At 52.8% G+C, this 24,465-nt stretch carries 21 protein-coding genes; 12 read left to right on the forward strand and 9 right to left on the reverse strand.

The window, feature by feature from the left end; translation table 11 throughout:
- The 3 genes from BEB54_RS17920 (at position 1) to wzz(fepE) (ending at position 5,445) form a co-directional block, all read left to right on the forward strand.
- On the forward strand, positions 1-219 hold the full coding sequence (locus BEB54_RS17920) for an MbtH family protein (RefSeq protein ID WP_000885808.1): 219 nt from the start codon (positions 1-3) through the stop codon (positions 217-219).
- The gene (gene entF / locus BEB54_RS17925; protein WP_105277462.1) at positions 216-4,097 is read left to right on the forward strand and encodes an enterobactin non-ribosomal peptide synthetase EntF; all 3,882 of its coding nucleotides are present in this window, start codon (positions 216-218) and stop codon (positions 4,095-4,097) included. The genes BEB54_RS17920 and entF overlap by 4 nt, the downstream gene beginning before the upstream one ends.
- Before the next feature lie 214 nt (positions 4,098-4,311).
- Complete coding sequence (gene wzz(fepE), locus BEB54_RS17930) at positions 4,312-5,445, forward strand: LPS O-antigen length regulator Wzz(fepE) (protein ID WP_105277463.1); 1,134 nt, start codon at positions 4,312-4,314, stop codon at positions 5,443-5,445.
- Here the strand turns inward: wzz(fepE) and fepC are convergent.
- From fepC to fepD, 3 genes are read right to left on the reverse strand one after another with little or no spacing between them, the layout of a single operon-like run.
- Positions 5,442-6,257, reverse strand: a complete 816-nt coding sequence (gene fepC, locus BEB54_RS17935; protein WP_039021062.1) for an iron-enterobactin ABC transporter ATP-binding protein — start codon at positions 6,255-6,257, stop codon at positions 5,442-5,444. The two genes, wzz(fepE) and fepC, sit on opposite strands and share 4 nt — an antisense overlap.
- The gene (gene fepG / locus BEB54_RS17940) at positions 6,254-7,246 is read right to left on the reverse strand and encodes an iron-enterobactin ABC transporter permease (protein WP_105271874.1); all 993 of its coding nucleotides are present in this window, start codon (positions 7,244-7,246) and stop codon (positions 6,254-6,256) included. Before fepG ends, fepC begins: the two co-directional genes overlap by 4 nt.
- A complete protein-coding gene (gene fepD, locus BEB54_RS17945) occupies positions 7,243-8,247 on the reverse strand; it encodes a Fe(3+)-siderophore ABC transporter permease (RefSeq protein WP_105277464.1) in 1,005 nt (334 codons plus the stop codon). The genes fepG and fepD overlap by 4 nt, the downstream gene beginning before the upstream one ends.
- A 110-nt stretch (positions 8,248-8,357) precedes the next feature.
- On the opposite strand from fepD, the gene entS reads away from it, so the two are divergent.
- On the forward strand, positions 8,358-9,608 hold the full coding sequence (gene entS, locus BEB54_RS17950) for an enterobactin transporter EntS (protein ID WP_105277465.1): 1,251 nt from the start codon (positions 8,358-8,360) through the stop codon (positions 9,606-9,608).
- 3 nt (positions 9,609-9,611) lie between these two features.
- Here the strand turns inward: entS and fepB are convergent, their stop codons facing one another.
- The gene (gene fepB / locus BEB54_RS17955) at positions 9,612-10,568 is read right to left on the reverse strand and encodes a Fe2+-enterobactin ABC transporter substrate-binding protein (protein WP_001234298.1); all 957 of its coding nucleotides are present in this window, start codon (positions 10,566-10,568) and stop codon (positions 9,612-9,614) included.
- Between the two features lie 189 nt (positions 10,569-10,757).
- On the opposite strand from fepB, the gene entC reads away from it, so the two are divergent.
- The 7 genes from entC (at position 10,758) to BEB54_RS17990 (ending at position 18,211) form a co-directional block, all read left to right on the forward strand.
- A complete protein-coding gene (gene entC, locus BEB54_RS17960; protein WP_039021064.1) occupies positions 10,758-11,933 on the forward strand; it encodes an isochorismate synthase EntC in 1,176 nt (391 codons plus the stop codon).
- Between the two features lie 9 nt (positions 11,934-11,942).
- Positions 11,943-13,553: a (2,3-dihydroxybenzoyl)adenylate synthase EntE gene (entE, locus tag BEB54_RS17965; RefSeq protein ID WP_105277466.1), complete on the forward strand. Its 1,611-nt coding sequence runs from the start codon at positions 11,943-11,945 to the stop codon at positions 13,551-13,553.
- Between the two features lie 13 nt (positions 13,554-13,566).
- Complete coding sequence (entB, locus tag BEB54_RS17970; protein ID WP_001007114.1) at positions 13,567-14,424, forward strand: enterobactin biosynthesis bifunctional isochorismatase/aryl carrier protein EntB; 858 nt, start codon at positions 13,567-13,569, stop codon at positions 14,422-14,424.
- Positions 14,424-15,170 carry a 2,3-dihydro-2,3-dihydroxybenzoate dehydrogenase EntA gene (entA, locus tag BEB54_RS17975; RefSeq protein WP_046076552.1) on the forward strand — a complete coding sequence of 249 codons (747 nt, stop codon included), beginning with the start codon at positions 14,424-14,426 and terminating at the stop codon, positions 15,168-15,170. Before entB ends, entA begins: the two co-directional genes overlap by 1 nt.
- Positions 15,171-15,172: 2 nt before the next feature.
- Positions 15,173-15,586 carry a proofreading thioesterase EntH gene (entH, locus tag BEB54_RS17980; protein WP_000637946.1) on the forward strand — a complete coding sequence of 138 codons (414 nt, stop codon included), beginning with the start codon at positions 15,173-15,175 and terminating at the stop codon, positions 15,584-15,586.
- A 180-nt stretch (positions 15,587-15,766) separates the two neighbouring features.
- A complete protein-coding gene (gene cstA / locus BEB54_RS17985; protein WP_001043157.1) occupies positions 15,767-17,872 on the forward strand; it encodes a pyruvate/proton symporter CstA in 2,106 nt (701 codons plus the stop codon).
- Positions 17,873-18,013: 141 nt separating this feature from the next.
- On the forward strand, positions 18,014-18,211 hold the full coding sequence (locus tag BEB54_RS17990) for a YbdD/YjiX family protein (RefSeq protein ID WP_000460431.1): 198 nt from the start codon (positions 18,014-18,016) through the stop codon (positions 18,209-18,211).
- A 9-nt stretch (positions 18,212-18,220) separates the two neighbouring features.
- Here BEB54_RS17990 and hcxA read toward each other — a convergent pair whose 3' ends face one another.
- Positions 18,221-19,309 (reverse strand): hydroxycarboxylate dehydrogenase HcxA, encoded by a 1,089-nt coding sequence (gene hcxA, locus BEB54_RS17995; protein ID WP_105277467.1) that lies wholly within the window; start codon positions 19,307-19,309, stop codon positions 18,221-18,223.
- A 108-nt stretch (positions 19,310-19,417) separates the two neighbouring features.
- On the opposite strand from hcxA, the gene ybdL reads away from it, so the two are divergent.
- A complete protein-coding gene (ybdL, locus tag BEB54_RS18000) occupies positions 19,418-20,578 on the forward strand; it encodes a methionine-oxo-acid transaminase (RefSeq protein WP_105277468.1) in 1,161 nt (386 codons plus the stop codon).
- Here the strand turns inward: ybdL and BEB54_RS18005 are convergent, their stop codons facing one another.
- The 4 genes from BEB54_RS18005 to dsbG form a co-directional block, all read right to left on the reverse strand.
- The gene (locus BEB54_RS18005; protein ID WP_000528558.1) at positions 20,579-21,208 is read right to left on the reverse strand and encodes an IbrB-like domain-containing protein; all 630 of its coding nucleotides are present in this window, start codon (positions 21,206-21,208) and stop codon (positions 20,579-20,581) included.
- Positions 21,181-22,401, reverse strand: a complete 1,221-nt coding sequence (locus BEB54_RS18010) for a phosphoadenosine phosphosulfate reductase (protein ID WP_105277469.1) — start codon at positions 22,399-22,401, stop codon at positions 21,181-21,183. The genes BEB54_RS18005 and BEB54_RS18010 overlap by 28 nt, the downstream gene beginning before the upstream one ends.
- 146 nt (positions 22,402-22,547) lie before the next feature.
- Positions 22,548-23,450 (reverse strand): DNA-binding transcriptional repressor CitR, encoded by a 903-nt coding sequence (citR, locus tag BEB54_RS18015; protein WP_105282244.1) that lies wholly within the window; start codon positions 23,448-23,450, stop codon positions 22,548-22,550.
- Positions 23,451-23,657: 207 nt separating this feature from the next.
- Positions 23,658-24,404, reverse strand: a complete 747-nt coding sequence (dsbG, locus tag BEB54_RS18020; RefSeq protein ID WP_024212086.1) for a thiol:disulfide interchange protein DsbG — start codon at positions 24,402-24,404, stop codon at positions 23,658-23,660.
- Positions 24,405-24,465 lie beyond the last annotated feature (61 nt).

Here is a 24,465-nt window from a genome sequence, read left to right on the forward strand (position 1 = left end):
ATGGCATTCAGTAATCCCTTCGATGATCCGCAGGGCGTGTTTTACATTTTACGCAATGCGCAGGGGCAATTCAGTCTGTGGCCGCAACAGTGCGCCTTACCGGCAGGCTGGGATGTTGTGTGTCAGCCGCAGTCACAGGCGTCCTGCCAGCAGTGGCTGGACGCCCACTGGCGTACTCTGACACCGGCGAATTTCATCCAGCAGCAGGAGGCGCAATGAGCCAGCATTTACCTTTAGTTGCCGCACAGCCCGGCATCTGGATGGCAGAAAAACTGTCGGATTTACCCTCCGCCTGGAGCGTGGCGCATTACGTTGAGTTAACCGGAGATGTTGATGCGCCATTACTGGCTCGCGCGGTGGTTGCCGGATTAGCGCAAGCAGATACGCTGCGGATGCGTTTTACGGAAGATAACGGCGAAGTCTGGCAATGGGTCGATGATGCGCTGACGTTCGAACTGCCAGAAATTATCGACCTGCGAACCAACATTGATCCGCACGGTACTGCGCAGGCATTAATGCAGGCGGATTTGCAACAAGATCTGCGCGTCGATAGCGGTAAACCTCTGGTTTTTCATCAACTGATACAGGTGGCAGATAACCGCTGGTACTGGTATCAGCGTTACCACCATTTGCTGGTCGATGGCTTCAGTTTCCCGGTCATTACCCGCCAGATCGCCAACATTTACTGTGCATGGATGCGTGGCGAACCAACACCGGCTTCGCCGTTTACGCCTTTCGCTGATGTCGTGGAAGAGTACCAGCAGTATCGCGAAAGCGAAGCCTGGCAGCGTGATGCGGCATTCTGGGCGGAGCAACGTCGTCAACTACCACCGCCCGCGTCACTTTCTCCAGCCCCTTTACCTGGGCGCAGCGCCTCGGCAGATATTTTGCGTCTGAAACTGGAATTTAACGGCGGGGAATTCCGCCAGTTGGCTACGCAACTTTCAGGTGTACAACGTACCGATATAGCCCTTGCGCTGGCGGCTTTGTGGCTGGGGCGATTGTGCAACCACATGGACTATGCCGCCGGATTTATCTTTATGCGTCGACTGGGCTCAGCTGCGCTGACGGCTACCGGACCTGTGCTCAACGTGTTGCCGTTGGGTATTCACATTGAGGCACAAGAAACATTGCCGCAACTGGCATCCCGACTGGCCGCTCAACTGAAAAAAATGCGTCGTCATCAACGTTACGATGCCGAACAAATTGTCCGTGACAGCGGGCGCGCGGCGGGAGAGGAACCGCTGTTCGGTCCGGTGCTCAATATTAAAGTATTTGATTATCAGTTAGATATTCCGGGGGTACAGGCGCAAACCCATACCCTGGCAACCGGTCCGGTTAATGACCTTGAACTGGCCCTTTTCCCGGATGAAAACGGTGATTTGAGTATTGAGATCCTCGCCAATAAACAGCGTTACGATGAGCCAACGTTAATCAAGCATGCTGAACGGCTGAAAATGCTGACGGCGCAGTTTGCCGCGGATCCGGCGCGGTTGTGCGGCGATGTCGATATTATGCTGCCAGAAGAGTATGCACAGCTGGCGCAGATCAACGCCACTCAGGTTGAGATTCCAGAAACCACACTGAGCGCGCTGGTGGCAGAACAGGCGGCAAAAACGCCGGATGCTCCGGCACTGGCAGATGTGCGTTACCAGTTCAGTTATCGGGAAATGCGCGAGCAGGTGGTGGCGCTGGCGAATCTGCTGCGTGAGCGCGGCGTTAAACCTGGCGACAGCGTAGCGGTGGCACTACCGCGCTCGGTCTTTTTGACTATGGCGCTACATGCGATAGTTGAAGCAGGTGCGGCCTGGCTACCGCTGGATACGGGCTATCCGGACGATCGCCTGAAAATGATGCTGGAAGATGCGTGTCCGTCACTGTTAATCACCACCGATGATCAACTGCCGCGCTTTAGCGATATCCCCAATTTAACCAGTCTTTGCTATAACGCCCCGCTTACACCGCAGGGCAGTGCGCCGCTGCAACTTTCACAACCGCACCACACGGCTTATATCATCTTTACCTCCGGTTCCACTGGCAGGCCGAAAGGGGTGATGGTCGGGCAGACGGCTATCGTTAACCGCCTATTATGGATGCAAAACCACTACCCGCTCACAGGCGAAGATGTTGTTGCCCAAAAAACGCCGTGCAGTTTTGATGTCTCGGTGTGGGAGTTTTTCTGGCCGTTTATTGCTGGGGCGAAACTGGTGATGGCCGAACCGGAAGCGCACCGCGATCCGCTCGCTATGCAGCAATTCTTTGCTGAATATGGCGTAACGACCACGCATTTTGTACCGTCGATGCTGGCGGCGTTTGTTGCTTCGTTGACGCCGGAAACCGCTCGCCAGAGTTGCGCGACGTTGAAACAGGTTTTCTGTAGCGGAGAAGCCTTACCAGCCGATTTATGTCGCGAATGGCAGCAGTTAACCGGCGCGCCGTTACATAATCTTTATGGCCCGACGGAAGCAGCGGTGGATGTGAGCTGGTATCCAGCCTTTGGTGCTGAACTTGCAGCGGTACGCGGCAGCAGTGTGCCGATTGGCTACCCGGTGTGGAACACGGGCCTGCGCATTCTCGATGCGATGATGCATCCGGTGCCGCCGGGTGTGGCAGGCGATCTCTATCTCACCGGTATTCAACTGGCGCAGGGGTATCTTGGACGACCCGATCTGACAGCCAGCCGCTTTATTGCCGATCCTTTCGCGCCAGGTGAACGCATGTACCGTACCGGAGATGTTGCCCGCTGGCTGGATAACGGCGCGGTGGAGTATCTCGGGCGTAGTGATGATCAGCTAAAAATTCGTGGTCAGCGGATTGAACTGGGCGAAATCGATCGTGTGATGCAGGCGCTGCCGGATGTCGAGCAAGCAGTTACCCACGCTTGTGTGATTAATCAGGCGGCAGCCACCGGGGGGGATGCGCGTCAACTGGTGGGCTATCTGGTGTCGCAATCGGGCCTGCCGCTGGATACCAGCGCATTGCAGGCGCAGCTGCGCGAAAAATTGCCTCCGCATATGGTGCCCGTGGTTCTACTGCAACTGCCACAGTTACCACTTAGCGCCAACGGTAAGCTGGATCGCAAAGCCTTACCGTTGCCGGAACTGAAGGCACAAGTGCCGGGGCGTGCGCCGAAAGTGGGCAGTGAAACGATGATCGCCGCGGCGTTCTCGTCATTGCTGGGTTGTGACGTGCAGGATGCTGACGCTGATTTCTTCGCGCTTGGCGGTCATTCGCTACTGGCAATGAAACTGGCAGCACAACTCAGTCGACAGTTTGCCCGTCAGGTGACGCCGGGGCAGGTGATGGTCGCGTCAACCGTTGCCAAACTGGCAACGGTTATTGATGGTGAAGAAGACAGCACCCAGCGCATGGGATTTGAAACCATCCTGCCGTTGCGTGAAGGTAATGGCCCGACGCTGTTTTGTTTCCATCCAGCATCTGGTTTTGCCTGGCAGTTTAGCGTGCTCTCGCGTTATCTCGATCCTCAATGGTCGATTATTGGCATCCAGTCTCCGCGCCCTCATGGCCCCATGCAGACGGCGGCAAACCTGGATGAAGTCTGCGAAGCGCATCTGGCAACGTTACTTGAACAACAACCGCACGGCCCTTATTACCTGCTGGGGTATTCGCTGGGCGGTACGCTGGCGCAGGGGATTGCGGCACGGCTGCGTGCGCGTGGCGAACAGGTGGCATTTCTTGGCTTGCTGGATACCTGGCCGCCAGAAACGCAGAACTGGCAGGAAAAAGAAGCTAATGGTCTGGACCCGGAAGTGTTGGCGGAGATTAACCGCGAACGTGAAGCTTTCCTGGCGGCACAGCAGGGAAATACTTCAACGGAGCTGTTTACAACCATTGAAGGTAACTACGCTGATGCAGTGCGCTTGTTGACCACTGCCCATAGTGTTCCGTTTGATGGAAAAGCGACGCTGTTTGTTGCCGAACGCACGCTTCAGGAGGGGATGACTCCCGAACGGGCCTGGGCACCATGGATTGCGGAGCTGGATATCTATCGTCATGATTGCGCGCATGTGGATATTATCTCGCCGATGGCGTTTGAAAAAATAGGGCCAATTATTCGTGCGACGCTAAATAAGTAAATTTATATTATCTATAAACCCATAATTACAATAAATGATTATGGGTTTATTATTTATTTAATTTATCAATTTAACGGGTATTTCTCTGAAATAGAGTGAATGTTGCATTCAGTGGGAGGAATTTACAAACTTCAGCTTCGGATAAATCTCACCAACTGGTAAAGTGGGGGCCGTGGAGATTTACTCTTATTGGACCCATTTCAGGTTATACCGCATGTCATCACTGAATATTAAACAGGGAAGTGACGCTCATTTTCCCGAGTATCCTCTGGCGTCGCCCAGTAATAATGAAATTGATTTACTTAATCTAATCGACGTTTTATGGCGGGCAAAAAAAACGGTCATGGCGGTCGTTTTTGCGTTTGCCTGCACAGGATTGCTGATCTCTTTCATCCTGCCGCAAAAATGGACTAGCTCTGCCGTCATTACTCCCGCAGAGGCTATTCAGTGGCAGGACCTCGAGAAAAACTTTACTAAACTGCGCGTTCTGGATCTTGATGTTAATCTCGATCGTAATGGAGCATTTAATCTATTTATCAAGAAGTTTCAGTCTATTAGCTTACTGGAAGAGTACCTGCGCTCATCACCTTATGTGATGGACCAATTAAAAGAGGCGAAAATCGACGAACTGGATTTGCATCGCGCTATCGTCGCATTGAGCGAAAAAATGAAAGCGGTTGATGACAATGCCAGTAAGAAAAAAGATGAACCGTCACTGTATACCTCCTGGACGCTAAGTTTCACCGCGCCAACCAGTGAAGAGGCGCAGACCGTTTTGAGCGGGTATATCGATTATATCTCTGCGTTGGTGGTGAAAGAGTCGCTAGAAAACGTCCGTAATAAACTGGAAATCAAAACCCAGTTTGAAAAAGAAAAACTGGCTCAGGATCGCATTAAAACGAAAAACCAACTTGATGCAAACATTCAGCGCCTCAATTATTCACTCGACATTGCCAACGCGGCAGGAATTAAAAAGCCCGTTTATAGCAATGGTCAGGCAGTTAAAGATGACCCCGACTTTTCTATTTCTCTCGGCGCAGACGGTATTGAACGTAAACTGGAAATTGAAAAAGCGGTCACTGACGTTGCGGAGCTGAATGGTGAATTACGTAATCGTCAGTATCTAGTCGAGCAATTAACAAAAACAAATGTCAACGATGTGAATTTTACGCCGTTTAAATATCAGTTGCGTCCGTCATTACCGGTAAAAAAAGATGGTCCGGGTAAGGCGATTATCGTGATCCTTTCTGCGTTGATCGGCGGTATGGTGGCTTGTGGTAGCGTGCTGTTGCGCCATGCCATGGCATCCAGAAAACAGGATGCCATGATGGCAGACCACTTAGTTTAAATCTTCGCGGTTGAAGGTGCCGTTCGTCCGAGCGGCACCACAAGCGGAGTTCCGGCTACCGGATCGTCAATGATCATGCAACGCAAACCATAAATACGCTCAATCAGTTCAGCAGTGACTATCTCTTTTGGTGCTCCTTGAGCGACAATTTTCCCTTCACGTAATGCAATCAAATGGCTAGCGTACCGACAGGCCTGATTAAGATCGTGCAGTACCGCCGCCAGGGTATAGCCTTTCTCGCGGTTCAGTTCGCTTAACAATTCCAGCAAATCAATCTGATGACTGATATCCAGCCAGGTGGTGGGTTCGTCGAGTAGCATAATTGCCGTTTCCTGGGCCAGCACCATCGCGATCCACGCTCGCTGACGTTGCCCACCGGAGAGGGTATCAACGCTTTGATTTGCCAGATGAGTTATTCCTGTGGCCTGCATCGCTTTCGTTACCGCTTCTTCATCTTCTTTACGCCAGCGGGTAAACAGCGGTTGATGCGGGTAACGCCCGCGCGCTACCAACTCCTGCACGGTGATATCTCCTGGCGTGGTAGCGTTTTGCGCCAGCAGACCAATCCGGCGTGCGACCTCTTTACTGGCGTAATGTTGAATGTGCTCGCCATCCAGCCAGACATGCCCGTGAGCAGGCGTCATCAGGCGGCTTAAGGTACGCAGTAACGTGGATTTACCGCAGCCATTTGGCCCGATAATCGCTGTGAAGTGACCATCAGGAATTTCTACAGTCAGATTTTCCGCAACGGTATATTTGCCATATCCGAGGGTTAACTGTTCGCCGCGCAAACGGGCTACTGATTCGGTCATTTTTTGCGAGACTCCTGAATTAACAAGACGATAAGATAAATACCGCCGAGGCTGACGGTAACGACGCCAACCGGAAGTTGATACGGCATAAACAGTTGTTGAGCACAGAGATCGGCTGCCAGCAGTAACAGCGCACCGCACAGCGCTGCCTGGGTTAGACCCCAGCGAGCGGTGCCGCTGATGCGGCGGGCAATGTGTGGCGCGACTAAAGCAATAAAGGAAATCGGCCCCGCCAGGGCAGTGGCAGCTGCGGTAAGTACTACGGCGACCAGCATCATTAACAGCCGTGAACGTTCGACGCTGACGCCTAACGCACACGCGGTGTCATCACCCATCTCCAGCAAGCGCATCCGCCTTACCAGTAAGGCGGCGGCAATTAGCATCAATATAATGATGGGCGCGGAGGGCGAGGTTTTTGCCCACGTCAGGCCATTGAGCGATCCGGCATTCCACAAACCCGCTGTTAGCGCCGTTTCTAATGACGCTTTCAGCAACAGCCAGGTATTAAAGGCCACCAGCATGGCGCGAACACCGATGCCGATAATAATCAACCGAAAGGTGTCGATACCGTTACGCCAGGCAAGCAGCCAGACCAGCAGTGAAGTGACAATGCCGCCCGCCATTGCTGCCAGCGCGATAGCCGTCAGGTCCTGACCAAACAGCACCATCGCCACCAGCACGCCGCTCCACGCTCCGGTGTTAAAGCCCATTACATCAGGGCTGCCGAGCGGGTTACGCATCAACGACTGAAAAATCGCGCCGCTGACGCCCAACGCCGCACCAATCAACAGCGCCATTAGTACCCGCGGTAAACGCCATTCGGTGACCACCATTGTCATACTGCGCGGTGCGTCACCCATCAGCGCGGCAAATACCTGCGAGGTTTCCAGCGTGACGGCACCGCTGCGTAATCCCCACACGCTTGCCATCACACAGGCTATTAGCAACAGCAGACAGGTGATAATTAATCGACGAGAGACGTAAATCATGCGCCACCTCGCGTTTTACGTCGTACAAGGAAGATCAGCACTGGTGCGCCAATAAAGGCACTGACTACAGAAACGCGCAGTTCGCCGGGAACAATCACCCGCCCGATAATATCGGCAAACAGCAGCAGGGTAGGTGTGGCGAGCAGCGTGACGGGCAGCGACCAGCGATGATCGGCACCTACCAGCCAGCGCGCCATATGCGGCATCATCAGGCCAATAAAGGCAATCGGGCCAACTACCGCCGTCGCACTACCACAAAGCACGGTAATCGCCAGCAGCCCAATCAACTGTGTGCGTGCTACGCGACTGCCCAGCGCCGTCGCGGTGTCACTGCCAAGGCTTAAACTGTTCAGCGCGCGGCTCAGTAATAGCGCAGTTGCTCCGGCGATCAGCACCGGGATCAGCACCACTTTTAAGGTGTGTAAATTACGGATATCCAGCGAACCGGCTTGCCAGAAACGCAGTTGATCGTAGACGTCGGGATTAAGCAGGGCGATGCCGCTGGTCAGTCCTTCCAGCACTGCCGCCAGTGCCACGCCCGCCAGGGTTAAACGCACCGGACTTAACTGCCCGCCGCCCTGGCTGCCGGTAAAGGCAACAATCAACGAGGCCACCAGCGCCCCGGCGAAGGCCATCGCCAGTTGTTCCTGCGCGGATGAGTAACCAAACAGCGCCGCGCCCAGCACAATGGCAAAGCTGGCTCCGGCGTTCACGCCAAGCAAGCCGGGGTCGGCAAGTGGGTTTCGGGTGAGGGTTTGCATTAACGCCCCGGCAAGGCCAAGCGCGCCGCCTGCCAGTAAACCGGCAAGGGTACGCGGCAGTCGCGCGTCGAGCACGATGGTGCAGTCGGCGCTTTGGCAGGTGCCGGAGAGGGCCTCCAGCACTACGGAAGCGGGGAGTGATTTTGCTCCAATGAGCAGGCTTAATGCCGTCGCGATAATCAGTAATAACAGCAATCCGGGCACGGCAATGGCGCGTGTCACGGCAACAGAACCAGACATACGAACTTCCATGATAATGAAATTAATTATCGTTATCGATCTTATTTGGATATGTTAGCATGTGCAGCCTAAGAATAGGTATTTAAAATATTTGATGGCAAGGCATTGTAATGAATAAACAATCCTGGCTGCTTAACCTCAGCCTGTTGAAAACGCACCCGGCGTTTCGCGCAGTATTCCTCGCTCGTTTTATCTCTATTGTTTCTCTGGGTTTGCTCGGCGTCGCGGTGCCAGTGCAGATCCAGATGATGACGCATTCTACCTGGCAGGTGGGGCTTTCGGTGACGCTGACCGGCGGGGCGATGTTTGTCGGCTTGATGGTCGGCGGTGTGCTGGCGGATCGCTATGAGCGCAAAAAAGTAATTTTGCTGGCGCGCGGCACCTGTGGCATTGGCTTCATTGGTCTGTGCCTGAACGCGTTGCTGCCGGAGCCGTCTTTGCTGGCAATCTATTTACTCGGATTATGGGATGGCTTTTTCGCGTCACTTGGCGTTACGGCGCTGCTGGCGGCCACTCCGGCATTAGTTGGGCGTGAAAATTTAATGCAGGCCGGGGCAATCACCATGTTGACCGTGCGGCTGGGATCGGTAATTTCGCCCATGATTGGCGGCTTACTGCTGGCGACTGGCGGCGTAGCCTGGAACTACGGGCTGGCGGCGGCGGGCACGTTTATTACCTTGCTACCGTTGTTAAGCCTTCCGGCGCTACCTCCGCCACCGCAACCGCGTGAGCATCCGTTGAAATCATTACTGGCAGGATTTCGTTTTCTGCTCGCCAGCCCGCTGGTGGGAGGGATTGCACTGCTGGGGGGATTATTGACGATGGCGAGCGCGGTACGGGTACTGTATCCGGCGCTGGCTGACAACTGGCAGATGTCGGCGGCACAGATTGGTTTTCTCTATGCGGCGATCCCGATCGGTGCAGCTATTGGCGCGTTAACCAGCGGGAAGCTGGCACATAGCGCGCGACCAGGGTTATTGATGCTGCTCTCCACGCTGGGATCGTTCCTCGCCATTGGTTTGTTTGGCCTGATGCCGATGTGGATTTTAGGCGTGGTTTGTCTGGCGCTGTTCGGCTGGTTGAGCGCGGTTAGTTCGTTGCTGCAATACACAATGCTGCAAACGCAAACCCCGGAAGCGATGTTAGGGCGGATTAACGGTTTGTGGACTGCACAAAACGTGACGGGCGATGCTATAGGCGCAGCGCTGTTGGGCGGTCTGGGAGCGATGATGACGCCGGTGGCCTCCGCAAGCGCGAGTGGTTTTGGTTTGTTGATTATCGGCGTGTTGTTGTTGCTGGTACTGGTGGAGTTGCGTCGTTTTCGCCAGACGCCGCCACAGGTGACAGCGTCTGACAGTTAATGCTTAGAACAGCGCCTTAAGCCTATCCAGCACTTGCATGGCGCTGTAGTAATCCAGTCGGAACGTCTCGGTTCCCAGCGCATAAACCTGCTTGTTTTGTACTGCAGGCAGGTGTGCGAGCAGTGGATTGGCATAAATCGCATCGGCGTCTTTCTGATCACCGGCGAACAGGAATAGCGACTCGCCATTTAACCCTGCCGCCAGATTTTCCCCACCAAGCTGAATGATGTCATGGCGTTTGCCCTGGCTTTGGCTGGCGTTTAAGCCTGCGGGCAACCTGGCCAGCGTAAAGCCGAGTTGTTCCAGCATCTGCCCTTGTGCTGATTCAGCTGTCCAGAGATTGGCACTGTGCGCGGCGGCGGTATAGACAATGGCAGTGACCGGCTGCGGCGGTAATTTGATTTGCTCTTTCGCCGCCGTCAGTTGCTTATCAAACTGTGCAATCCGCTCTGCCGCTTGTTTCTCATGCCCGGTAATTTCGCCAAGTTGCGTTAACAGCGACTGCCAGCTTTTATCGTCGTAATTGATGATTAACGTTGGTGCGATAGTGGAAAGCTGATCGTATAGCGCTAGCGCTGAATCGCCGCCGGTCGCGCTAATTAAAATCAGATCTGGCATTTGTGCCGCTACTGCTTCGGCGTTCGGTTCGCCGATATAGAGACGTTGCAGTTTGCGTTCTTTCGCTACCTTGCTCCACTGGCGTAAAAAACCCTGGTCATCCGCTACGCGGTTATTCGGCGTGGTCGCGCCGCTGGCGATCACTGGTGCATCAATCGCCAGCAGTGAGCCGGTCAGGGTGACGCTGGTGGAAACAATACGTTGCGGCTGGCTTTCCAGGGTATGAGTACCACGACTGTCAGTAATCTGACGCGGCCAGTCGGCAGCCTGAACTGCGGATATTCCTGAAAGCAAAATTCCGGTTAAAAGAAGGGCGTTGCGGTAGAGCGGGGCGAGTCTCACAAATCAGCTTCCTGTTATTAATGAAGTTAATGCTTCTCATTTTCATTGTAACCACAAGCAGATGCAACCCCGACTTGCAGATTGCGTTACCTCAAGAGTTGACATAGTGCTCGTTTGCTTTTAGGTTAGCGACCGAAAAATATAAATGATAATCATTATTAAAGCCTTTATCATTTTGTGGAGGATGATATGGATACGTCACTGGCTGAGGAAGTACAGCAGACCATGGCAACACTTGCGCCCAATCGCTTTTTCTTTATGTCGCCGTACCGCAGTTTTACGACGTCAGGATGTTTCGCCCGCTTTGATGAACCGGCTGTGAACGGGGATTCGCCCGACAGTCCCTTCCAGCAAAAACTCACCGCGCTGTTTGCCGATGCCAAAGCGCAGGGCATTAAAAATCCGGTGATGGTGGGGGCGATTCCCTTCGATCCACGTCAGCCTTCGTCGCTGTATATTCCCGAATCCTGGCAGTCGTTCTCCCGGCAGGAAAAACAGACTTCAGCTCGCCGTTTCACCCGCAGCCAGTCGCTGAACGTGGTGGAACGTCAGGCAATTCCTGAACAAGCTACGTTTGAACAGATGGTTGCCCGTGCCGCCGCACTTACCGCCACGCCGCAAGTCGACAAAGTGGTGTTGTCACGGTTGATTGATATCACAACTGACGCCGCCATTGATAGTGGCGTATTGCTGGAACGGTTGATTGCGCAAAACCCGGTTAGTTACAACTTCCATGTGCCGTTAGCTGATGGTGGCGTCCTGCTGGGAGCCAGCCCGGAACTGCTGCTGCGTAAAGACGGCGAGCGTTTTAGCTCGATTCCGTTAGCCGGTTCCGCGCGTCGTCAGCCGGATGACGTGCTTGATCGCGAAGCGGGTAATCGTCTGCTGGCGTCAGAAAAAGATCGCCATGAACATGAACTGGTGACTCAGGCGATGAAAGAGGTACTGCGCGAACGCAGTAGTGAGTTACACGTTCCATCCTCCCCACAATTGATCACCACACCGACGCTGTGGCATCTCGCAACACCCTTTGAAGGCAAAGCGAATTCGCAAGAAAACGCACTGACTCTGGCCTGTCTGCTGCACCCGACCCCCGCGCTGAGCGGTTTCCCGCATCAGGCCGCGACCCAGGTGATTGCTGAGCTGGAACCGTTCGACCGCGAACTGTTTGGCGGCATTGTCGGTTGGTGTGACAGCGAAGGTAACGGCGAGTGGGTGGTGACCATCCGCTGCGCGAAGCTGCGGGAAAATCAGGTGCGTCTGTTTGCCGGAGCGGGGATTGTGCCTGCGTCCTCACCGTTGGGTGAATGGCGCGAAACGGGCGTCAAACTTTCTACCATGTTGAACGTTTTTGGATTGCATTAAGGAGCGAGGATGAGCATTCCATTCACCCGCTGGCCGGAAGAGTTTGCCCGTCGCTATCGGGAAAAAGGCTACTGGCAGGATTTGCCGCTGACCGACATTCTGACCCGTCATGCCGCAAGCGACAGCATCGCGGTCATCGACGGCGAGCGTCAGTTGAGTTACCGGGAACTGAATCAGGCGGCGGATAATCTCGCCTGTAGCTTGCGTCGTCAGGGCATTAAACCCGGTGAAACCGCACTGGTACAACTGGGTAACGTCGCTGAATTGTATATTACCTTTTTCGCGCTGCTAAAACTGGGCGTTGCGCCGGTGCTGGCGCTGTTCAGCCATCAGCGTAGTGAGCTGAATGCATACGCCAGCCAGATTGAACCGGTGTTACTGATTGCCGATCGCCAACATGCGCTATTTAGCGGGGATGACTTCCTTAATACGTTTGTTGCAGAGCACTCCTCCATTCGCGTGGTGCAACTGCTGAACGATAGCGGCGAACATAACTTGCAGGATGCGATTAACCATCCGGCAGAGGATTTTATTGCCACACCGTCACCTGCCGATGAAGTGGCCTATTTTCAGCTTTCCGGCGGTACCACCGGCACACCGAAACTGATCCCACGCACTCACAATGACTATTACTACAGCGTACGTCGTAGCGTCGAGATTTGTCAGTTCACGCAACAGACACGCCACCTGTGCGCGATTCCTGCGGCCCACAACTACGCCATGAGTTCGCCAGGATCGCTGGGCGTCTTTCTCGCTGGCGGCACGGTCGTTCTGGCTGCCGACCCTAGCGCCACGCTCTGCTTCCCATTGATTGCAAAACATCAGGTGAACGTCACTGCGCTGGTGCCACCAGCAGTCAGTCTGTGGTTACAGGCGCTGACCGAAGGTGAAAGCCGGGCGCAGCTTGCCTCGCTGAAACTGTTACAGGTCGGTGGCGCACGTCTTTCTGCCACGCTTGCGGCGCGTATTCCCGCAGAGATTGGCTGCCAGTTACAGCAGGTATTCGGCATGGCGGAAGGGCTGGTGAACTACACCCGTCTTGATGATAGCGCGGAGAAAATTATCCATACCCAGGGCTATCCAATGTGTCCGGATGATGAAGTGTGGGTTGCCGGTGCTGACGGAAATCCACTGCCGCAAGGGGAGGTTGGACGCCTGATGACGCGCGGGCCGTACACCTTCCGCGGCTATTACAAAAGTCCACAGCACAATGCCAGCGCCTTTGATGCCAACGGTTTTTACTGTTCCGGCGATCTGATCTCTATTGATCCAGAGGGGTACATCACCGTGCAGGGGCGCGAGAAAGATCAGATCAACCGTGGCGGCGAGAAGATCGCTGCCGAAGAGATCGAAAACCTGTTGCTGCGCCATCCGGCGGTGATCTACGCCGCACTGGTGAGTATGGAAGATGAGCTGATGGGCGAAAAAAGCTGTGCTTATCTGGTGGTAAAAGAACCACTGCGTGCGGTACAGGTGCGTCGTTTCCTGCGTGAACAGGGTATTGCCGAATTTAAATTACCGGATCGCGTGGAGTGTGTAGATTCACTTCCGCTGACGGCGGTCGGGAAAGTCGATAAAAAACAATTACGTCAGTGGCTGGCGTCACGCGCATCAGCCTGAAGGAGAGAACACGATGGCTATTCCAAAATTACAGGCTTACGCACTGCCGGAGTCTCACGATATTCCGCACAATAAAGTCAACTGGGCCTTTGAGCCGCAACGTGCCGCGTTGTTAATCCATGATATGCAGGACTATTTTGTTAGCTTCTGGGGCGAGAACTGCCCGATGATGGAGCAGGTGATCGCGAATATTGCGGCACTACGCGACTACTGCAAACAGCACAATATTCCGGTTTATTACACCGCCCAGCCGAAAGAGCAGAGCGATGAAGATCGGGCGCTGTTGAATGATATGTGGGGACCGGGCCTGACCCGCTCACCGGAACAGCAAAAGGTGGTGGATCGCCTGACGCCAGATGCCGACGACACGGTGCTGGTGAAGTGGCGTTACAGCGCGTTTCATCGTTCTCCGCTGGAGCAAATGCTCAAAGAGAGTGGACGTAACCAGCTGATTATTACCGGGGTGTACGCCCACATTGGCTGTATGACCACCGCAACCGACGCATTTATGCGCGATATTAAACCGTTTATGGTGGCGGATGCGCTGGCCGATTTCAGCCGTGACGAGCATTTGATGTCGCTGAAATATGTAGCCGGGCGTTCTGGCCGGGTGGTGATGACCGAAGAACTATTGCCTGCACCGATCCCTTCAACCAAAGCGGCGCTGCGAGAGGTGATCCTGCCGTTGCTGGACGAGTCCGATGAGCCGTTCGATGACGACAACCTGATCGACTACGGTCTGGATTCGGTGCGCATGATGGCGCTGGCGGCGCGCTGGCGCAAAGTGCATGGCGATATCGATTTTGTCATGCTGGCGAAAAATCCGACCATCGACGCCTGGTGGAAGCTACTCTCCCGCGAGGTGAAATGATGGATTTCAGCGGCAAAAATGTCTGGGTAACCGGCGCGGGGAAAGGTATTGGCTACGCCACGGCGCTGGCATTTGTTGAGGCCGGAGCGAAAGTTACAGGTTTTGATCAAGCGTTCACTCTGGAGCAATATCCCTTTGCGACCGAAGTAACGGATGTAGCCGACGCTGCGCAGGTGGCGCAAGTGTGTCAGCGACTGTTAGCACAAACGGAGCGACTGGACGTGCTGGTCAATGCGGCGGGAATTTTGCGCATGGGCGCGACCGATCAGCTCAGTAAAGAGGACTGGCAGCAGACTTTTGCGGTTAACGTCGGCGGTGCGTTTAACCTGTTCCAGCAGACCATGAACCAGTTTCGTCGTCAGCGGGGCGGGGCGATTGTTACTGTGGCGTCCGACGCCGCACACACGCCGCGTATTGGTATGAGTGCTTACGGTGCGTCGAAAGCGGCGCTGAAAAGCCTGGCGTTGAGCGTCGGGCTGGAACTGGCGGGTAGCGGTGTGCGCTGTAATGTGGTTTCCCCGGGGTCCACCGACACCGATATGCAACGCACGCTGTGGGTGAGTGATGACGCCGAAGAGCAGCGTATTCGCGGCTTTGGCGAGCAGTTTAAACTCGGCATTCCGCTGGGGAAAATCGCCCGTCCACAAGAGATCGCCAACACGATTTTGTTCCTCGCCTCTGACCTCGCCAGCCATATCACCCTACAGGATATTGTGGTAGATGGCGGCTCAACACTGGGGGCATAAGCATGATCTGGAAACGCCATTTAACGCTCGACGAACTGAACGCCACCAGCGATAACACAATGGTGGCGCATCTGGGAATTGTTTATACCCGTCTGGGCGATGATGTGCTGGAAGCCGAAATGCCGGTTGATACCCGTACTCATCAGCCGTTTGGCCTGCTGCATGGCGGCGCGTCGGCGGCGCTGGCGGAAACCCTGGGATCGATGGCCGGATTTATGATGACTCGCGACGGACAGTGCGTGGTGGGCACGGAGCTTAACGCCACACATCATCGCCCGGTGTCTGAGGGAAAGGTACGCGGCATCTGCCAGCCGCTGCATCTTGGGCGGCAAAATCAGAGCTGGGAAATCGTTGTTTTCGATGAACAGGGGCGGCGTTGCTGCACCTGCCGGCTGGGTACGGCAGTTTTGGGATGAACCCGACAGAATTAAATGAGATTGCAGGAAAATTCAGTTAACGGAGTGATCGAGTTAACATTGCTAAGTTAAATATTGGTTTCAACTCCGATTTACATGGTTGCCGTGTTGTTAAATTGCACAAAGATGTTATAGAAACAAAATGTAACATCTCTATGGACACGCACACGGATAACAACTATGAACAAATCAGGGAAATACCTCGTCTGGACAGTGCTCTCTGTAATGGGAGCATTTGCTCTGGGATACATTGCTTTAAATCGTGGGGAACAGATCAACGCGCTGTGGATTGTGGTGGCGTCGGTCTGTATCTATCTGATCGCTTACCGTTTTTATGGTCTTTATATCGCCAAAAATGTATTGGCGGTTGACCCGACGCGTATGACGCCAGCGGTGCGCCATAACGACGGGCTGGACTATGTGCCGACGGACAAGAAAGTGCTGTTCGGTCACCATTTTGCGGCCATTGCCGGAGCAGGCCCGTTGGTGGGGCCGGTACTGGCAGCGCAAATGGGCTACCTACCGGGGATGATCTGGCTACTTGCCGGGGTGGTTCTCGCCGGTGCGGTGCAGGATTTCATGGTGCTGTTTGTTTCCACGCGCCGTGACGGTCGCTCGCTGGGCGAGCTGGTTAAAGAAGAGATGGGGCCAACCGCCGGGGTGATTGCGCTGGTGGCCTGCTTTATGATCATGGTCATTATCCTTGCAGTACTGGCGATGATCGTGGTGAAAGCCCTGACTCATAGCCCGTGGGGAACGTATACCGTTGCGTTCACCATTCCGCTGGCGCTGTTCATGGGGATTTACCTGCGCTATCTGCGTCCGGGCCGCATTGGGGAAGTGTCGGTGATTGGCCTGGTATTCCTTATTTTCGCCATTATCTCTGGCGGCTGGGTGGCAGAAAGCCCGACCTGGGCACCGTACTTTGACTTTACCGGCGTGCAACTGACCTGGATGCTGGTGGGTTACGGTTTTGTGGCGGCGGTTCTGCCGGTGTGGTTGCTGCTGGCTCCGCGTGACTACCTCTCTACCTTCCTGAAAATCGGGACTATCGTCGGTCTGGCGGTAGGCATTTTGATTATGCGTCCGACGCTGACCATGCCTGCGCTGACCAAATTTGTAGATGGCACTGGTCCGGTATGGACCGGTAATCTGTTCCCGTTCCTGTTTATTACTATCGCCTGTGGCGCGGTGTCTGGCTTCCATGCGCTGATCTCTTCCGGCACCACACCGAAGATGCTGGCGAACGAAGGTCAGGCGTGCTTTATCGGCTACGGCGGGATGTTGATGGAATCCTTCGTGGCGATTATGGCACTGGTTTCTGCCTGTATCATCGATCCGGGCGTGTACTTCGCGATGAACAGCCCGATGGCGGTGCTGGCTCCGGCGGGGACGGCGGATGTAGTGGCATCTGCTGCGCAGGTAGTGAGTAGCTGGGGCTTTAGCATTACGCCAGATACGTTAAATCAGATTGCCAGCGAAGTGGGTGAACAGTCGATCATTTCCCGTGCGGGCGGTGCGCCGACCCTGGCGGTGGGGATGGCCTACATTCTGCACGGCGCGCTGGGTGGCATGATGGATGTGGCGTTCTGGTATCACTTCGCCATTCTGTTTGAAGCACTGTTTATTCTGACGGCGGTGGATGCGGGTACGCGTGCTGCGCGCTTTATGTTGCAGGATCTGCTGGGCGTGGTTTCTCCGGGCCTGAAACGGACCGATTCACTGCCTGCTAACCTGCTGGCAACGGCGCTGTGCGTGCTGGCGTGGGGTTACTTTCTGCATCAGGGCGTGGTCGATCCGCTGGGCGGTATTAACACTCTGTGGCCGCTGTTTGGTATTGCCAACCAGATGCTGGCAGGGATGGCGCTGATGCTCTGTGCCGTGGTGCTGTTCAAAATGAAACGTCAACGTTACGCCTGGGTGGCGCTGGTACCAACGGCCTGGCTGCTGATTTGTACCCTGACCGCAGGCTGGCAGAAAGCGTTTAGCCCGGATGCGAAAGTCGGTTTCCTGGCGATTGCTAACAAGTTCCAGGCAATGATCGACAGCGGCAATATTCCGTCGCAGTATACTGAGTCACAACTGGCGCAACTGGTGTTCAACAACCGTCTGGATGCCGGATTAACCATCTTCTTTATGGTGGTTGTGGTGGTTCTGGCGCTGTTCTCGATTAAGACGGCACTGGCAGCATTGAAAGAGCCGAAGCCAACGGCGAAAGAAACGCCGTATGAGCCAATGCCGGAAAATGTCGAGGAGATCGTGGCGCAGGCGAAAGGCGCGCACTAAAGTCAGAGTGAGGGGGATGTTGGCGTAGTGCCTGGGGTTCCCTCTCACCCTAACCCTCTCCCCGGTGGGGCGAGGGGACTGACCGAGCGCGTTGATAGCTATTAATGCACTCTCTCAGCAATCTGATTACCGGAGGTATTGATGTTTGATTCACTGGCAAAAGCCGGAAAATATTTAGGTCAGGCAGCGAAGCTGATGATTGGTATGCCCGATTACGACAACTATGTCGAACATATGCGGGTAAACCATCCCGACCAGACGCCGATGACCTACGAGGAGTTTTTCCGGGAGCGGCAGGACGCGCGCTACGGTGGAAAAGGCGGCGCGCGCTGCTGCTAAATTTGTACGTCAGACTTTAAACGATTCCACTTTTTCGAACGCTGCACGCAACGTATCTGGTGTCAGCGTGACCGGCAGGTAATGAATGGATTCCGCCGGACGCAAGGTGTGCGCAATCACTTTGTCGATCTCTGCCTGATTATTGATATCCACTTCCAGCTCCGCCAGCGTGGTCGGCAGATGAAAACGCTGATACGCCCCGGTTAATTGCGCCAGCACATCATCCTGACCCAGCAAGGCGCTTTGTACCAGAATACCGTAAGCGACTTTGGTGCCGTGGAGAAATTTCTCGGTTTGTGGCAAAACGGTCAGACCGTTATGTACGGCATGGGCTGCTGCAACGCGAGTAAAACGATCGCCCAGACCACCCACCATTCCGCCTCCGGCGATAATCGCATCCACCACATCGCAAAATGATCGCGTTAACTGCTGGTTTTGCTGATCGGCAAGCGCCTGCTCGCTACTGCTTAACAAGACGTCACGAATGGCCTGCGCATTATTAATCCCCAGCCGTACGGTTAGCGGCAACGTTTCTGGTTGTGGGGCCAGCACCACCGCTTCATACCATTTCGCCAGCGTGTCACCGATTCCCGCCAGCAGATATTCTTGCGGCGCATTGAGGATAATCTCCGGTTCCACCAGCACCATAAAATTGGCGTCGTCGAAAATCTCATAATGTAGCGCCTGTCCGGCATCGTTATACCAGACGGAGAGCGGTGTCCAGGCAGCGCAAGTAGCGGCAATCGTTGGAACGGCAACAAACGGCAGACCGAGACGGCGGGCGAGGGCTTTCGCGGTGTCGAGCAGTGCGCCGCCGCCGACGCCAATCACCACGCTGCGGTCGTCACCGGACTCAGCCGCCAGTTGTTGCACATTGCTTTCACTGCAATGACCGCGAAACAAAATATGCTTTGCTCCTGGCAGTTCAAACGCCGATGGAAGTTTGGTTTGCGCCGCGGCAAGTGCACGTTCACCGTAGATCCACACTGCGCGAGAAAGTTGTTCATCAGTGAAAAAATCATGCAGGTGATTGAGACTGCCGGGATGAGAAAAGTAGTTAGCAGGGCCAACGACGACGCGGATAGGATTGTGAGGCATGTTGTGTTGTCCTTATTGTTTTATTTAGACATCTAAACGTCTTGATTGCCAAATACTAGCATCGTGTTATAGTGGCTTCAACACGCAACTTTGTCAGGCACAATAAAAATGACAAATAACCCTCTGATTCCACAAAGCAAACTTCCACAACTTGGCACCACTATTTTCACCCAGATGAGCGCACTGGCGCAGCAACACCAGGCGATTAACCTGTCGCAAGGCTTTCCTGATTTTGATGGTCCGCGCTATTTGCAGGAACGGCTGGCGTACCACGTTGCCCACGGAGCAAACCAATACGCACCCATGACCGGCGTGCAGGCCTTGCGCGAGGCGATTGTTCAGAAAACGGAACGGCTGTATGGCTATCAACCAGATGCCGACAGCGATATCACCGTAACAGCAGGGGCGACGGAAGCGCTGTACGCAGCGATTACTGCATTGGTGCGCAATGGCGATGAAGTGATTTGCTTTGATCCCAGCTATGACAGTTACGCCCCCGCCATCACGCTTGCGGGTGGAATAGTGAAACGTATTGCACTGCAACCACCGCATTTTCGCGTGGACTGGCAGGAATTTGCCGCATTGTTAAGCGAGCGCACCCGACTGGTGATCCTTAACACCCCGCATAACCCCAGTGCAACTGTCTGGCAGCAGGCTGATTTCTCCGCTTTGTGGCAGGCGATCGGCGGGCACGAGATTTTTGTTATTAGCGATGAAGTTTACGAGCATATCAACTTTTCACAGCAGGGCCATGCCAGTGTGCTGGCGCATCCGCAACTGCGTGAGCGGGCGGTGGCGGTGTCATCGTTTGGCAAGACTTATCATATGACCGGCTGGAAAGTGGGTTATTGTGTTGCGCCTGCGCCCATCAGCGCCGAGATCCGCAAAGTGCATCAGTATCTGACTTTTTCGGTGAATACCCCGGCGCAGCTGGCCCTTGCCGATATGCTGCGAGCAGAACCTGAACACTACCTTGCGTTACCGGACTTTTATCGCCAGAAGCGCGATATTCTGGTGAACGCCTTAAGTGAGAGTCGGCTGGAGATACTACCCTGCGAAGGCACTTACTTTTTGCTGGTGGATTACAGCGCGGTTTCTTCGCTGGATGACGTTGAGTTTTGCCAGTGGCTGACGCGGGAGCATGGCGTGGCGGCGATCCCGCTGTCGGTATTTTGCGCCGATCCCTTCCCCCATAAGCTCATTCGTCTCTGTTTTGCCAAGAAGGAATCGACGTTGCTGGCGGCAGCTGAACGCCTGCGCCAGCTGTAATTATTTTACTGTCCAGGCGCGGGAATATTGACGGTCAGCAAATAACTCTTGCAGGCCGTTAATTTGTTTCAGGCGCAACACTTCGTCGCTGTCCATACCCAGCTCTTTGCCGATTTTATTGTCGTCCCATCCTAACTGGCTGAGTTCACGAACGATTTCTGACATGGCTGTGATTTGGTGGCGTCCACGAGCGCGGTTATGACGAATAGTCGCGGCGATGCGTTCGTTACGTGTTCCTTCCAGACAGGTGACCGGTAAATATCCTTTTAATCGCATTTTTAACGTGTTAGAGCCTTTACCAATTTCATGACGGTGAAAGCCATCCACGATTTCCAGAGCATTTTTATCTGTGTGCGTGACCACAATAGGTTGGGTAAAACCATCTATCTCAATGGATTTTTGTAACAGTTTTTTCTCGGGCGGTGCCACATTGTTTGGGTTGTAATCATTTGGCATAAGTTGGCTGTTTTTAACCCACAGAACACAATCTACTGGCTCTTCACGAAAGGGGCTAACCTGATGGATCGCCAGGCGGATTTCGTTAATCGCTTTGATGCGATCGTCTTCCGGCAAGCTGGCGAGAAATTGGGTTAAATCCTGCGTTAATTGTTGTTGCATAGTATTCCCCACTCCTGACGTTTTACTTTTATCCGTTCGTTATAACGCTGATAATTCTTCGCTTTGGTTGGGCTAAATGATAATGCCCGACACCAGTAATCGTTATTCAGTAACACCTTGCAAATTCGCCGCCAGGAGGGGATATCTTTCGCGCCAATGTCCCCGTGCTGGGTCTGTGGCACCTCGACACCTTTTTTCTGATACCAATGCAAGTAAATGGCAATTTTGTTGCGGTAATGCTCAGCCGTTTTCTCCGGCATGCTATCAAGCAGCAATAATGCATACTCTTGCCAGTCTAAATGCTCTGGTTTGAGGATTTTCCGATGACCATAAAAATGATTGTCATGTCCGGCGTAAATGCCGCCACTTTTTACCCCGCTAACTCGTGCGCACATAGCAGCCCAGCGATCCGGTTCGATAACGTGATAGAGCCATAATCCTTGCCGTTGCTCCGGGCCAAAAGGTTCGCAAATTCGCATATGACGCAGGGGAACGCCTGCCTGATACATGATATTATACAATGGGTTACATAGGGATTTATGATTAGCATACCAGGTCCAGATATCAGCTACTTTCCAGTCGTAGATGGGGTAAATGTACCAGCAGTGACCGCCTGGTGCGGCTGTGGTCCAGGGCTTATCATCGGCAAAACGTTGTTTATTTAAACTGGCGATGGCGACAAAACGGTTGTAGGACTCATCCGCACGGATGCCGATCATCATCGCCGCCGGACGTTTTTGTGAAAACCATTCGGCAAACTCACGTACAAATTGTTCGAAGGTCATGCCTGGCTGGTAAAAGGAGAAAAAGTCAGGATCGGTTATCGCTTCTTGCGGGGGCTGACGCACCCATTCGACATCAGATTCCCAGCACTGCCATTCTGGTTGGTATTGTGAAAGGGAATTTTGCGTCTTGAGTGGGAGTGCTACCCAGTACAACTCTTCAATAACGTCGGTATACAACTCGCGTAACGACTGTACATAGTCGATGGTACAAGAGAACTGTGCTTCCCAGTCGATAAACAAAACGCAGATTTTTTTTCCCAATTTTCTGGCAAGTTCGGCGGTAAGATGCAGCATTAATCCGGAATCTTTACCCCCCGAAAAAGAAACGCAAACACGGGGCAAGGTGTTAAGTGTCCAGGTAATACGTTCCTGTGCAGCTTCTAAAATATTCAGCGGAAGAGGGATTTTATAAATAGACATCTGAAAACGCTCTCTGAACGTTACTGGGTGACTTGTGAGATGAATCCGCTAATTATAGGGTAAACGAAGCAAGATAGAGCACATTATTTTATATTCACACAATGAATCAATTGATGCGTAATATAACATTTATCCGTGGTAATAAATCAGAAGCTATCATTTAAACGATCTATGAATCGTGAGAAGACAAGGTTGTTCAACGAAGCCTTGTTATAGGAAATATAAAGTTTAACCGTAGGAAGTGGTCGTTCCAGTTTTATCTCTTGTAACTTCAAAAAATCACGATGTAAATCGTACAGTTCGGTGGGCACAATGCCCAATAAGTCAGTAACAGAAATACTATTAATTATCGTCAACAAAGAAGAACTGCGAAATGAAACTTTACGGTTCATAAAACGTTCATCTATGTCCATTTGAATTTCGTCAATCCCTGCTGATTTAGATATCAACAAGGTGAATTCTTCGGCGATAATTTGTTCATAGTTACTGGTATCGGTAATACGAGGATGTTTGTTGCTACATATAAGAGAATTGCGAATAGTATGTACCGGCATGCAGATGACAGAGCGGCTAATTACTGGTTGCAGTGTAATTGCCAGGTCAGCTTTGCGTTGAACTAACAATTCTTCAGCGTTTTCAGCTGAAAGCAGTATGTCATGGCATTCTATATCGATTGAAGTATCTTGTCTTAGACAGCGGATTAGCATGTTGTTATTACTACAAGAAATAAGCTGAGGACCGTAGATAATAAAATTTTTCTTCAGCTCAGACTTATTAACGATATTGATCGTTTGTTCAAGGCCTCGGAGATTTTTCTCAAGATGGTGATGCAGATTTAACCCTGTTGTAGTCGGCGAGATACCTTTCCCTGAGCGGATGAATAACGGGTCATTAAATTGCGCGCGTAAACGTTGTAACGACTGACTCACGGCAGATGGCGTTATATATAATGATTCTGCTGCTTTGCTAATGCTGAGGTGTTGATAAATGCACTCAAATATGACCAGTAAATTGAGGTCGAATTTTTTTAAATCATAAAGATTAGCCATAACATACTCCGTTATATTATCTTGTCCATAAATCATTCTTGTAATCAATGATTCTACTGTTTTATTTATATTTGTTATGTTTTATTACTTAACTCTGGATTAAGTTTTTCTAAAGTAACACAGTTGTCTGGAGGGGAAGAAGCAATTTATGCGTTTTTAGAATGGTTGAAAAGCAAGGATGTATTTCAACCACCCATGAATTATCTTCTATTTATTTTCCATAATGATATTAAGCGTTTTCTGATCGGGCAACCCCACGGCCTGTTGCAGCGTATTTTCCTTACTCATGTAATAGATAGCCGGTGTGACATTTGCCCCCAGATCGTCCATGAGTTTCTCGTTGTCGCTTAACACTTTCATTTGCTCTGCACTTACGTTTGTAGGCACATTTAGCTTAAGTTTGCCGCCAGAGGCTTCATATTCTTGCCAGGTTTTTGCGGGATCTTTAGAGGCCAGAATTGCCGCGGCTGTCGCCGGACTTTCTGGTTTGATAACCCCAACCAACAATGTTCTCAACTGTACTTTGCCAGAATCAACCCACGGGCGCGCCTGCTGCCAGAACTGTTTACAATATGGGCAGAACGGATCGGCGAAAACGTAGACTATGACTGGCGCGTCTTTTTTACCGTCGAGGAGCCAGTGCGATTGTTCCATCCGTTGCCACATTTCGCGTCCGGCTGGCGCATAAATTTCTTTTTCGATAAGCATGTTACTCAGGTTTTCACCTTTCTCGTTGTACATGTAACCAGAGATAGCGTGCTTACCATCTGGAGTCAGGTAGATGGTGACGCCCATATCCTGATACTTGCCGAGATAACCTTTCATTCCGCCGGGGGCATCGAACGTTTTGATGATCTTAATGCCCTGTTTTTCAATCGCTTTTACCGGAGCAGGAAGTTCCTCTGCAAAGGCGATTGTAGGAAGCAGAGCCAGTAAAAGTATCTTTTTTAACATTAATTTGTCCTTTTCAGTCAGTGCAAAAATGGAGTAAAAGGCATAACCTATCACTGTCATA

It is taken from the genome of Escherichia sp. MOD1-EC6021 (assembly GCF_002965245.1).
GTDB classification, from domain to species: Bacteria; Pseudomonadota; Gammaproteobacteria; order Enterobacterales; family Enterobacteriaceae; genus Escherichia; species Escherichia coli_F.

Bases quoted from the DNA above. Each gene is read 5' to 3' on its own strand.
- BEB54_RS17920 (WP_000885808.1), top strand. From the start codon at position 1: ATGGCATTCAGTAATCCCTTCGATGATCCGCAGGGCGTGTTTTACATT.
- entF (WP_105277462.1), top strand. From the start codon at position 216: ATGAGCCAGCATTTACCTTTAGTTGCCGCACAGCCCGGCATCTGGATG.
- fepC (WP_039021062.1), bottom strand. From the start codon at position 6,257: ATGACCGAATCAGTAGCCCGTTTGCGCGGCGAACAGTTAACCCTCGGA.
- fepG (WP_105271874.1), bottom strand. From the start codon at position 7,246: ATGATTTACGTCTCTCGTCGATTAATTATCACCTGTCTGCTGTTGCTA.
- fepD (WP_105277464.1), bottom strand. From the start codon at position 8,247: ATGTCTGGTTCTGTTGCCGTGACACGCGCCATTGCCGTGCCCGGATTG.
- entS (WP_105277465.1), top strand. From the start codon at position 8,358: ATGAATAAACAATCCTGGCTGCTTAACCTCAGCCTGTTGAAAACGCAC.
- entC (WP_039021064.1), top strand. From the start codon at position 10,758: ATGGATACGTCACTGGCTGAGGAAGTACAGCAGACCATGGCAACACTT.
- entE (WP_105277466.1), top strand. From the start codon at position 11,943: ATGAGCATTCCATTCACCCGCTGGCCGGAAGAGTTTGCCCGTCGCTAT.
- entB (WP_001007114.1), top strand. From the start codon at position 13,567: ATGGCTATTCCAAAATTACAGGCTTACGCACTGCCGGAGTCTCACGAT.
- entA (WP_046076552.1), top strand. From the start codon at position 14,424: ATGGATTTCAGCGGCAAAAATGTCTGGGTAACCGGCGCGGGGAAAGGT.
- entH (WP_000637946.1), top strand. From the start codon at position 15,173: ATGATCTGGAAACGCCATTTAACGCTCGACGAACTGAACGCCACCAGC.
- cstA (WP_001043157.1), top strand. From the start codon at position 15,767: ATGAACAAATCAGGGAAATACCTCGTCTGGACAGTGCTCTCTGTAATG.
- BEB54_RS17990 (WP_000460431.1), top strand. From the start codon at position 18,014: ATGTTTGATTCACTGGCAAAAGCCGGAAAATATTTAGGTCAGGCAGCG.
- hcxA (WP_105277467.1), bottom strand. From the start codon at position 19,309: ATGCCTCACAATCCTATCCGCGTCGTCGTTGGCCCTGCTAACTACTTT.
- ybdL (WP_105277468.1), top strand. From the start codon at position 19,418: ATGACAAATAACCCTCTGATTCCACAAAGCAAACTTCCACAACTTGGC.
- BEB54_RS18010 (WP_105277469.1), bottom strand. From the start codon at position 22,401: ATGTCTATTTATAAAATCCCTCTTCCGCTGAATATTTTAGAAGCTGCA.
- citR (WP_105282244.1), bottom strand. From the start codon at position 23,450: ATGGCTAATCTTTATGATTTAAAAAAATTCGACCTCAATTTACTGGTC.
- dsbG (WP_024212086.1), bottom strand. From the start codon at position 24,404: ATGTTAAAAAAGATACTTTTACTGGCTCTGCTTCCTACAATCGCCTTT.